This window comes from Calditrichota bacterium (assembly GCA_016867835.1).
In the GTDB taxonomy this organism is placed as follows: Bacteria; Electryoneota; AABM5-125-24; order Hatepunaeales; family Hatepunaeaceae; genus VGIQ01.
On record VGIQ01000091.1, the window covers coordinates 1 to 11,451 of the forward strand.

Sequence of the window (11,451 nt, forward strand, 5' to 3'; positions counted from 1 at the left end):
GACCTTGTGAACCTTGAGCGCTTCGCGGACTTTGCCTTCGATGGCTTCCTTCAAGTCCGGATTCTCAAGCAGCAATGACATCACCCGGTCGCGGCCCTGCCCAAGCCGTTCCTCACCGTAGGAATACCAGGTGCCGGACCGTTTGAGGACGCCCGCCTCGATACCGAGATCGACAACTTCGCCGAGCGACGATATGCCCTTGCCGTAAAGAATGTCAAACTCTACCTCTCTGAACGGTGGAGCGACTTTGTTTTTGACGACCTTGACCCGGGTCCGGTTGCCGACCATTTCAGTGCCGTCTTTAATCGCTCCGATGCGGCGTATGTCCATTCGGACGGTTGCATGGAACTTGAGCGCAACGCCGCCGGGAGTCGTCTCGGGGTTGCCCCACATTTGGCCGATCTTCATCCGTATCTGATTGATGAAGATGAAGCAGGTGTTCGACTTTGAGACCGTGCCGGTCAACTTGCGGAGGGCTCGCGACATAAGTCGGGCCTGTAGCCCGACCTGTTGGTCGCCCATATCGCCCTCTATTTCGACCTTCGGCACCAATGCCGCGACTGAGTCCACCACGACGACGTCGATGGCTCCCGACCGGACAAGGGTCTCGGCAATGTCAAGTGCCTGCTCACCGGTATCGGGCTGGCTGATCAGGAGATTGGCGGTATCGACACCGAGGGCTAAAGCGTAACTCGGATCGAGGGCATGTTCGGCATCAATGAAGGCGGCCTGCCCCCCGGCGCGCTGAGCATTTGCAATGATGTGCAATGCTAATGTCGTTTTGCCCGACGATTCGGGTCCGAAGATCTCGACCACCCGACCGCGCGGGACACCGCCTACACCGAGTGCAGTGTCGAGCGATAGCGAGCCGGTCGGGATCACATCGACCTTGATGCGCATCGACTCGTCGCCAAGTCGCATAACCGACCCACGGCCGTATTGCTTCTCGATCTCGGCCATTGCCAGTTCGAGCGACCGGATCCGGTCGGAGACCTTATCCGCCATTGTGTTGACCTATGCTATGTTAATGAAAAGTGAGAGGAGTAGATGGATCTTTACCCATCTGAGATTTGTCTGTGTAGCGCGATCCTGCCTTCTACGCGATACTCCGCCCCCGAAGGTTTCAGTTGACTTGACATTACGAGCACTTCGCCGGCAGTCCATTCAACACGTTCGAAGACCACACTCCCGAACCGGGCGGGAAGTTCACAATCCTGGTCGAGCGACTTCACTCGACCTACGGTCAGGTGCGGGTGATAGGCGCGCTCTTCAGGCGGGAAGTCTTTCCCGGCAAGTCGCATATCGATGTCGGCTTGCAACGACATTAACATTGTCGAAGGTTCGATCCCGAGCCAGAGCACTTTGGGATGCGCAAGCCGGGGGAATCCACCCGGTCTGGTCGTCGCGAGTTTGACGGACGACCGGCCATCCGAGGCAACCTCTACCGCCTTGATGATATCAGGCAGTCGCCTCTCTTCGATCTCACCCAGGAACTTGAGCGTCAGGTGGATGCCCTCCGGACGGGTCCATGAGACGCTGGCTTTCCGAATCCGCCGCAGTTCACGCTGGCAGTCGGCAATGGCAGTCTTGACTATCGCCGGGACTTCAAGTGCGATGAAGGTGCGGATCACTCATCCTTCGATTCGTTCATTACACCCACCACCTCCCGCAGCGCCTCCTCAAGCCGCATTGGTTCGTCGGTGCCAATCCGGAAGACTCCGCCTCGTTTCATACGCAGTTCGACGGCATCAAGCCCCGAGACATTATACATCCATCCGCCCGGGATCGCGCGTATTCCCCAGCCCCACCACCATTGGTTACGCACCGCCTGCACCGACCCAATCTCCAACCGGGGAATGGTCCGCCTTATCCAGCCGGGGCCGAAGGAGACGGTTACCGACTTCTCATCGATCACTACCTCCAGACTGCCGAGGAGCCATGCCGCCAGCACCAGTATCCCTGCAACAAGAGGCAGAAAGAGTTCCAGTTCCGGTGTAACCATCGCAAACGGCAAAATCCCAACCGCACCGAAGATCATCAGCATCTGCAGAAGCCGGGCTTTCTGGCGGTGGCGGTAGAGTTCCATGACTTAGCCGAGGTCTTCCGACCATCGCTCTTCCTTACGCATCCCCTCAAGGAAATCGTCGAGCGACCGTTTGCCTTTCACCACCTCGTAGAAATCCCCGGTGATACCGATCCACTTCATCAGGACGTCGGGATCGGTGTCGAGGCGAATGATGAAGACGAGCGTGTCGTTGCCAAGATCGCCGACGCCTTCACTGCCGATGTAAGCGGCGAACTGCTCGATCAGTCGGCGGCCGGATTCGCGCGACTCGGTCAGCGTTATCCTTGGCACCTTGCGCAAGATCGAGGTCCGGAAGGTCGTCGAAATCTGGATGTTGTGCTGCGGGGTGCCGAGCATCCCGGCGAGGGTCTTTTCGGCTTCGCGGGCGACCAGTTTCTTTCCACCGCAACCGCCAAGTGCAGTTGTTATCGCGGTCAAAGTCAGGAGACCGAAGACCGCAGCAGTAAAACTGTAGGGATGTTTCACAAATCATCCTCCCCCATCGATTGAAACGAACTTATTTATAGTGGTTAGTGTCAGACGGATACCAACACTTTCATGCGTGATAGACTTCCTCTTTATCTTCGAACCTACCCCAAAGCCCGGTCGATGATCGCAACGCCCTCAGCGGCTTCAACGGCCGTCAGATTGAGAGCCGGACGGAAGCGGATCGACCGTTCTCCGGAGTTCAGCACCAACAGGCCGGCGTCGAAGAGACGCTTGCGGAGGTCGTTTCGCTCGGCGGTTGAGGGAAGATCGAAAGCACACATTAGACCCCGGCCGCGGGCGTTGGAGACTTTGCCGGCATGGCGTGCCTGCAAGGTGTGCAGTTCCTTAAGCAGGATTTCACCGACCTGTCGGGCATTTCCGACCAGATCATCCTCCGCGATGATCTCAAGATAACGCTCTGCGCGCACCATATCGACGAGGTTGCCGCCCCAGGTCGAGTTGATCCGGCCGGAAGTGTTGAAGACGTTATGCTCCACGCGGTCTATGGCAGTCGAGCAGAGGAAACCGCAAACCTGCATCTTCTTGCCGAAGCAGAGCATGTCCGGCTCGAGCCCGAACTGTTCATAAGCCCACATCGACCCGGTCAAACCGACGCCGGTCTGGACTTCATCGACGATGAAGAGTATGTCGTTCTCCCGGCAGAGGTTCTGCAATTCGTGCAGGAACTCGCCGCGAAAATGGTTGTCGCCGCCTTCGCCCTGGATAGGTTCGACGATGCAGGCAGCAAGGTCGGGGCCATAGTGATGAATGGCGTGCCTGGCTTGCTTCAAAGCGCGCTTTTCGCGCAGCAGAAGGTCTTCATGCACTGCACCTTCATCCGGGAACCTAACGGCTGGAGCGTCGATGCGAGGCCAGTCGAACTTGGGAAAGCGCTCGGTCTTAACCGGATCGGTGTTGGTAAGCGACATCGTGTAGCCGGTCCGGCCGTGGAAGGCTTTGCGCAGATGGAGTATCCGTGTTCCCAACCCGCGGGTATCGCCGCGTTCGTGGTTAAGTTGGGCTTTCCAGTCGAAAGCAGCCTTGATCGCATTCTCAATCCCCAACGCTCCGCCGGCGACCATGAAAAGGTGCGGCAATCGAGCCGGCGCTGCGATCCGGTAGAATGTTTTGACGAACTGCGCCTTCATTTCAGTGAACAGGTCGGAGTTCGTAACATTGTTTAGTGCCGCGAGATGGAGTCTCTCTTTAAACACCTGATCGGCCATCTTGGGATGATTGAAACCGATCGGATTGGAAGCAAAACAGGAGTAGAAGTCGAGCAGATAGCGGTCGGCGAGCGAGTCGTATAGACGGCTGCCGGATGACTTCTTCAAGTCAAGGACGAACTCGAAGCCGTCACCGATGAGATGCTCGCGAATGGTCGAGATGACATCCCGGGGGGCAATTGATGTTGACATTGGTCGCCTGGTGAAGGGAATTAATCCAGTTTAGGTTAGGGTATGAACTCAGAAGTCTGAGACTCGAATTGAGGCGGCACTGTTGCGCTGCAGCGTCAGCCAGATGCCCGTCATTCACCTCGAACTTCGAATGGTGCAACCTTTACCCTGCTACGTTTCTCCCTTACGCCAGCCGCGAAGGAGCAATTTGCGATTCTGCTTGGTCATTGAAGATGATTCAGTAGAGGAACGGAATCAAGCGTTTGCGTCTCCCGGCGTAGTCTTCCCATCCGGGAAGATGCTTGCGAAGAAGGCGTTCCTCATAGTGTAATTTGATGAAAATGATGGTCAAGAGCCCTCCCCAAACAGCAAGACCTTGCACTAAAGGTAGTTCCACCTGCCAGCCAAAGGTAAGGAGGAGCACTCCGAGATACATTGGATGCCGGATGAACCGGTAAGGACCACGGGAAACTAACATGGAGCCCGGCGCCGGATGCGGGGTCACCCGAAACCGACTGGCGCGCATCGCTGCAACAGCCCAGACTCCGACGGCGGTTCCAACGATAATGCAGATCCGACCTACCGGTGGATCCGGCCAAAGACTTCCCCTCCAGCCCAGGTAGATCGTCGCTGCAAACTGCAGGGTGACGATCGCATACCCGACGATACGGCTTACTTCGAAAGGTCCTCCGCCCAAAAGTCGAGTGCGTCGGGAAGGTTCTCGGTAAAGCCGCGTTCCTCATAGCGGATAATCCCCTCCCGGTCGATGGCGCAGATGTAAGGGATGCCTTCGAAACCATAGACCTTGGCGAGGTCGTCGGGTGCATACAGGAGTTCCATTGCGTAGTTGCGGTCAGTCATGAACTTCTTCGCCGACCGCCCGCCATTGTCCCAGATATTAATGGAGAAGACGCGGACGCCTTCGGGCTTGCGCTCTTTGACGAACTTGTCAAGGTGCGGCATAGCCATTTTGCAAGGACCGCACCAGGTAGCCCAAAAATCGAGGATGACGATCTGGCCGCGCAGATCCGAGAGGGCTACCCGATTGCCATTGGCGTCATCAAGCGTCCAGTCGGGAGCCAGTCGGTCGAGGCGGCCGGCGCGCATCGCGTCACGGCGCTTTTCAGATCCGGCTTTGCGATTGGCATCGACAGCGACGAGGATGGCGGTCCAGCGCGGGTCGGCTCTTAGTGAGGAGAACTCATAGGCTGACTCGACTCCGCTGCGAATATCAAAACCCGCTGCAAGAGCGCGGTATAAGGCTTCGTAGGCGGAGTCGGTCTGACCCCGTGACGCTCGACTTTTCGCCAACAACAGTAAGATGTCCGGAGTCTTTAGGTTCCCTGCCAACGACTCTACGCTGCGCTCGAGTTCATCAAATGCACCGGCTTGCAGTAAGGCAAGGTGTAGATTCCATTCCAGATACTGCGCCTTCTCATTCGGACCGAAACCGGACTGGTCAGGCATCGCTCCTATCCAGGACTCAAGTATAGCACGCGCTGCGGTATAATTGCCAAGCCCGGCGGAGATTCTCGCCTCCATAACCGGCGACTGCCATTCTGGATCCTGCGCTTTGATCTGCTTTGTGGTTGCTTCGGCTCCAGCGTAGTCGGACTTGAAGAGTCGATACTCCATCAGGAGCGTAAGCGGGAGGTTGTCGCGGCTGACTTCGGTAAACTTCTGAAAAGCCTTGCCGTCCCGTTCGAGTTCCGCCTTCAGTGCCTCATAATGAGGTTCCCCCGGAGTCTTGCGGAAGAGTTCCTGGCTATAAGTAACGGTCAAAAGGCGGTAACCATAGGGCCACTTGGGTTCGAGTTCAATGGCGCGACGTCCGAGCCGCACTTTTTCAACAGCCGGTTCGGCGACTCGGCCATAGAGATAGGCATACCGTGCCGACTTTGGCTTCTTTCCGTAGATTTCACTTAGCCAGGCAGCGAGACCTCCTTCGTCGAGGGCTCGCCACTGGTCCTGAGCCTCGCGAGCAACATCGATGTCGGGGGCGCTTTCGACGAACCGGCGGCAGACCTCTATCATCGCTTCGGAAGTCGCCGCAACTTCGAATTGCTGTTTGAACGTCTCTCTGGAGTAGTCGGCTCCTTTCAAAGGTCCAGAGCCAATCGTCGTCATTAAGCAAGCGGCAAGTGCGATAGTCTGAACCGCGTGCGGCCGGGACTTAAGGGGCATCAGTGCTCCATTGGTGGGATCGGTATTGCACTTATGAGCATTTAGTTAAGTTACGGCGGAATGGCTCAAAAGACAAGGGGAAGGTAGAGGTTCGGGTCGATAGGAGTTAAGACTTGGCGGGCGGGATGAATCCCGCCCGCCAAAGCCGATAGGTTAACGCCGCCAACTAAGAGGAGATTGGCAAGTCTGCGGTTCAGGCGCAGACTCAAATCTTATCGAAGCACCTCTATCTTGACAGCCGTTCGGAAGCCACCGGCTCGCATTTGCACAATGTAAATGCCTGAAGGAATCTCGTTGGCAGCGAAGGTGAACAGATATTGACCGGCAGTGCCTAACCCGCTATAAATATCCCTCAGATGCCGACCGGTCAAATCGTAGAGCCCCAGCGAAACAAATGCAGTTGTCGGCAGATCATAGCGAAAGGTCACGCTTGAGTTGAACGGATTGGGATAGGGCGGATGAAGCGCATAAGTAAGCGGAAGTTCGGATTTATCCGGAACGATGTTGTAAGGCTGCAAATGGAGTCTGAACGGCCGTTCGCAAGGAATGGTGTCGAATTCCATTTCCAACCGCACCGACCACACGACCGGCTGGTCGTATCTGAGTGGCAGTCCCAGGGTGTCTAAAAGCAGCGTAAATGCCGTGTCCAGGACAGTCATTTCGCGTTCGATATCGCCGCTGCCGATAGTGACGACATAGGAGGCATCCACCTCTTCAGGAATTGGGTCGCCCCGCCAGGCGAATTGAACCGGCTCAAAGCGCAGCGAGTCCCCGGCTCCATCAAGCCCGGTCAAGGTGTCATTGTCTGCCGGCGCAATCAACGCGAGAGGTTCAATGGGGGGAATGGAAATAACAACGAGTTCCACCGACAGAATAATGTCATCGCCTCCGGCATTGTGAGAAATGACGATTTCACCCGAATAGACCGTATCGGCCAATTCCGTTGCATCGAGGGTCAGTAGTATCTCCTGCAGACTTTCTCCGCCGATTACTCCCTCCATCGGTGCAAGCACCATCCACTCATCGCGGGCGCGCAGTTGATAGACCTCAAGCCGGTCTGAACCCTGCACATTGCTCAGGGTTTGCATTGTCAATAACACTCGTGTATTAATGTCGTATTCGTCGGTAATATCGGCGGATTGCATCGAATACAAGGCTTCGGGATGATTGAATTCGAAGACCCGCAGCGTATCCCCGGTCTGTTCGTCCATCTTGACCAGACGTGGATTGGCATCTGCAGGTCGTTCCAAAATATAAAGGTGGTAGCCGTCGGGATCGTCCCCGTTCCAAGCCAGGCCATAGATGCGCATCCCGCGGCGGTCAAGTTGTCCCCCCATGAGATTGCCGTCGCGATCGATGATACGAATATTGGTGGTTGTGCCTGCTACATAGAGCCAGCCCGTTTGCGGATCGAAGGCGATGAAATTGCTGGGCCTAAAAGGATCTGCGATTTCCCGCACAAACTCACCATTTAGGGTGTAGCCGTAAATAAAGTATGGTCCCGTTCCGCCGGCACTCCAAAGCAATTCGCCGTCGTATTCGATCTCCTTGTAGCCAAAATTGCGGGGTTCACGCTGCACAAAGGAGTTCACCAGTTCCCATTCGCGATTCAGAACATAGATCATTGGCTCCCCGTCGTTATTCCCGGCCAGTACCCAAAGATCGTTGGCCAGTATCCCGCATTCGACTCGCAAGTCCTCGACGGCATCCTGCACTGCAATACTCCGCCGCAATGCGCCAACCGGCATGTTGGCATCACCGGTTAATCGCTTGATGGCCGACCAGGCAAGTTGTCCATTGCCTTGATTGGCAATGGTAAAGGTCTCAATGCGAGTGCGTCCGGAGGGAACCCAGGCCGAAATGGACTCTCGTGACACTGCAACAGATAGGCTATAAAGTGCGAAGTCAAAGTCCATGGTATCCTCCGGTTCTGCCTGAAGATCGACCAGGATTGAGTCGTTATAGCCCGGCATCGAGGCGGTCAAACCGAAGAGTATCCCGGCCAGTGCCGGATCGATCCGCCAATGTCCCTCGTCGTCCGTTGTGTCGGCAAAGCCGTAGTCGGTAGCGACGACAGCGCCGGCAATCGGCGACCCGTCCGCAATGGCAACGACCGTGCCTTCAAGGACACAAGGCAGGAAGGGAATGCGCGGAATGGCCTCAGCAAGATTGGGTCGTGGCCCGATATGCCCCTGATTGCCCTGGTCATTTTGAGCCGTTCCGGTAGCGACCAAAAGGTCTCGAATCTGCATTCCGGTCAGCGTCAATCTGCCGCGCGTTCGATTCTTGTAAATGCCCTGAATGCATGCCACCGGGCCGGTTACGATCGGTGTGGCACTCGAAGTGCCGCTGAAGGTGGCCGTGTAGGTCTGGCGGCGATCGTTATTTGGAAAAAATAGGCCACCATAGCCAGCGGAGGTAACTTCGTACCCCCAACCCTGCAGATCGACGCGTCGTCCGTAATTGGAGAAACCGCACCGGCTGCGGTCCGGGCCGTAGTTGCCCGAAGGCGGGTTGCCCGCTCCGACGATAATGGCGCCTGAGTGACGATTGTCGGGATCGAATCGCCCCTGATATAACTGGGCATCGAGGTCAGAACTGCCGTTGCCGGCCGCCTGGGTGCATACGATACCGTTCGAGGTGGCGTTCTCTATGACATCGAAGTTCTCCTGCCAGGTCTCCATTGGCGATAGATAACCGCCGAATGTATAGTGCAATTCGATGACGAATATATCTCCCGGATCGAGCGCTTCGACGACTTCAGACATATCCTGGGCGACGTTGGGCCATTGGACGTCGCCGGCATAGACGGTGTGTCCACCAATTTCGGCTTCGGGGCAGATACCGTCGATGCCGTATCCGTTGTGCTGACCGATCAGGATGCCGATGACTGCATTGCCGTGATCCTCGAATTGACCGGCATTATTGACAGCGTAGAATGGCTCCTTGAAGTCTTCATGTGCAAAGTTCCAGGCGCCTTCGATGTCAATGATCTTGACGCCCTCACCGAAGCCGCCTTCGACTTCCCAGGCTGCGGGCGCATTGACGCCTTCGGGTGCGTCGTAGAGATAGCCCTGCCGTTCGGTGAAGTCGGGGGTGTCGGGCGGTATATCGACCGTTGGCTTGGGGAGGGGATTGGGGTGGGCGTCTTCGATGAGATCAAGCGCAAGCAGTGCTTCGACGAAAGGCTCCGGCGCTTCGGACGAATCGAGGAAGACGCGATACCAGTTGTTGAGGTCAGCAAGTTCCTTGCTGGAACGTTGTTCTCCGCGTATACGCCATTCTTCGAGCCGCTCTTCGGGGATGGATTCGATAAGGCGTCTGAGGTCACGGGTCTTAAAGCGGCTCAGGACCTCCTCAACCGGCAAGAGGGACTCGCCACCCAGAGCAATGAGGCGTCCGCTTCGCAGGCGGACTCTCACACTCTGGATGAACTTAAAGTTGATGCAGTCGCGATTAAAGTGTTCGGAATCGACCGCTTCGACTCGGATCGGCTTGGGCGGTGTCCAACGGGGTTGGAGAGCGCTTACAGGCGCAGCCGCAACGGCGAACAGTGCCAAGTAAAAGAACAAATCGATGTGCCGGTGCATTGTAACCTCATATCAAAAGGTAATTCCGACAAGCGTAAAGAAATGACACTTGGGTAGCAACGTAGTATTCTTGGCGATGTCGAGATGTATCGAGCAATTTGGTCATTAGCGCTTCATATAAGTTCTTCGAAGCAGGAGTGGAGGTCTCATTCTCATCGGCTATTATACCTGAATCGATCACCTTACCCCACCCTTCCCATCACCATCCGGACCGCATTCTCGCTGACCGCGGTAAATGTCGTCGGATGAACTCCGATCCAGACGATAAAGATCAGCAGGCAGCACAGGATCATTAGTTCCGTCCGCGTCAGGTCGGGTAGGTTTCGGTTGGCTTCGTGCTTGATTTCGCCGAAAAAGACCCGTTGATACATCCAAAGCAAATAGACCGCCGCAAAGATCACCCCCGTCGCGCCGATCACACCGTAAGCCGGATGCGCCTTGAAAGCGCCTGTCAAGACCAGAAATTCGCCGATAAATCCATTCAGACCCGGCAGCCCTATCGAGGAGAGCGAGACGATCAGGAAAAGTGTCGCATACTTCGGCATCACCTTCGCGAGTCCGCCATATTCCGCAATCAGCCGGGAATGCCGCCGATCGTAGATAACTCCGACAAGGAAGAACAGCGCCCCCGTCGAAAGCCCGTGATTGATCATTTGGATCGTCCCGCCCTGCAAGCCTTGCATATTGAACGCAAACAGCCCCAGCATCACAAATCCGAGATGGCTCACCGAGGAATAGGCGATCAGCCGCTTCATATCGGTCTGCAAGATCGTTACTAACGCCCCATAGACAATCCCGATCAGCGCCAGCGCCATCATCGTCGGCGCGAGTTCCTTGGCAGCGAGCGGAAAGAGCGGAATGCAAAACCGAACAAAGCCGTAGGTGCCCATCTTGAGTAGAACACCAGCCAGTATCACCGACCCGGCTGTCGGCGCCTCGGTGTGAGCATCGGGCAGCCAGGTGTGAAACGGAAACATCGGCACCTTGATCGCAAACGCCAGCGCAAAGGCGCCGAAAAGCCATAGTTGCGCCTCCTGAGGAATCACCCCGGCGGACATGATCTTCACGAGGTCGAAAGTCGTCCCGCCGGGGAGGGCGTTCCACGCCAGCCAGAGGATGCCGACCAGCATCAAGAGCGACCCGACCATCGTGTAGAGGATGAACTTCACCGCCGCATAGACGCGGTTCTGCCCGCCCCAGATGCCGATCAGTAGATACATCGGGATCAGCATCGCCTCCCAGAAGACGTAGAAGAGCACCAGGTCCATCGCTGCGAAGACGCCGAGCATGCCGGTTTCGAGCAGCAGGAGAGCCGCGTAGTAACCCTTGAGGCTCTTGCTGACGCTCGCGAACGAGCCCCAGATGCATAGCGGAGTCAGGAAGGTGGTCAGCATCACGAGGAGCAGGGAGATGCCGTCCAAGCCGATGTGATAGCGGATGTTAAGGGCTTCGATCCAAGGCTTGTTGACCTCGAACTGGAGCAGGTCGCCGATGGCGAGGGCGTAGGAGCCCTTGGCGGCGTCGAAGGCGAACCAGAGCGGGAGGCTGACGATAAACGTAACGGCGCTTACCGAAAGCGCGGTCACTTTGATGGCGCGAGCGTCCCGAAGCATGGCGACGACGGCAGCGCCGGCGAGGGGAAGAAAGATCGTGAGGCTAAGGAAGTCCAAGTCTTCTACCAGAAGGGGTGTGTAGTAAAAATATCGTCACATCGTCACACTCAAGG

General features: G+C 56.5%; 8 protein-coding genes and 1 pseudogene. All 9 read right to left on the reverse strand.

Annotated features, from left to right (window positions below; translation table 11 throughout):
• The coding region (gene recA, locus FJY67_09130) for a recombinase RecA (protein MBM3329614.1) at positions 1–1,005 on the reverse strand (1,005 nt) is incomplete at its 3' end.
• A 50-nt stretch (positions 1,006–1,055) separates the two neighbouring features.
• The gene (gene thpR, locus FJY67_09135) at positions 1,056–1,631 is read right to left on the reverse strand and encodes an RNA 2',3'-cyclic phosphodiesterase (GenBank protein MBM3329615.1); all 576 of its coding nucleotides are present in this window, start codon (positions 1,629–1,631) and stop codon (positions 1,056–1,058) included.
• Positions 1,628–2,086, reverse strand: a complete 459-nt coding sequence (locus tag FJY67_09140) for a hypothetical protein (GenBank protein MBM3329616.1) — start codon at positions 2,084–2,086, stop codon at positions 1,628–1,630. The genes thpR and FJY67_09140 overlap by 4 nt, the downstream gene beginning before the upstream one ends.
• A gap of 3 nt (positions 2,087–2,089) precedes the next feature.
• Positions 2,090–2,551, reverse strand: a complete 462-nt coding sequence (locus FJY67_09145) for a hypothetical protein (protein ID MBM3329617.1) — start codon at positions 2,549–2,551, stop codon at positions 2,090–2,092.
• A 104-nt stretch (positions 2,552–2,655) separates the two neighbouring features.
• Positions 2,656–3,972, reverse strand: a complete 1,317-nt coding sequence (locus FJY67_09150) for an L-lysine 6-transaminase (protein ID MBM3329618.1) — start codon at positions 3,970–3,972, stop codon at positions 2,656–2,658.
• Between the two features lie 217 nt (positions 3,973–4,189).
• Positions 4,190–4,648, reverse strand: coding sequence for an isoprenylcysteine carboxylmethyltransferase family protein (locus tag FJY67_09155; GenBank protein MBM3329619.1), 459 nt, complete (start codon positions 4,646–4,648; stop codon positions 4,190–4,192).
• Positions 4,624–6,135: a TlpA family protein disulfide reductase gene (locus FJY67_09160; GenBank protein ID MBM3329620.1), complete on the reverse strand. Its 1,512-nt coding sequence runs from the start codon at positions 6,133–6,135 to the stop codon at positions 4,624–4,626. Before FJY67_09160 ends, FJY67_09155 begins: the two co-directional genes overlap by 25 nt.
• Positions 6,136–6,347: 212 nt before the next feature.
• Complete coding sequence (locus FJY67_09165; protein MBM3329621.1) at positions 6,348–9,725, reverse strand: T9SS type A sorting domain-containing protein; 3,378 nt, start codon at positions 9,723–9,725, stop codon at positions 6,348–6,350.
• A 7-nt stretch (positions 9,726–9,732) separates the two neighbouring features.
• Positions 9,733–11,395 (reverse strand): annotated as a pseudogene (locus FJY67_09170) (NADH-quinone oxidoreductase subunit M).
• Positions 11,396–11,451 lie beyond the last annotated feature (56 nt).

Coding starts and splice junctions, on each gene's coding strand:
- FJY67_09160 (MBM3329620.1), bottom strand. CDS start 6,135: ATGCCCCTTAAGTCCCGGCCGCACGCGGTTCAGACTATCGCACTTGCC.
- FJY67_09150 (MBM3329618.1), bottom strand. CDS start 3,972: ATGTCAACATCAATTGCCCCCCGGGATGTCATCTCGACCATTCGCGAG.
- FJY67_09140 (MBM3329616.1), bottom strand. CDS start 2,086: ATGGAACTCTACCGCCACCGCCAGAAAGCCCGGCTTCTGCAGATGCTG.
- FJY67_09165 (MBM3329621.1), bottom strand. CDS start 9,725: ATGCACCGGCACATCGATTTGTTCTTTTACTTGGCACTGTTCGCCGTT.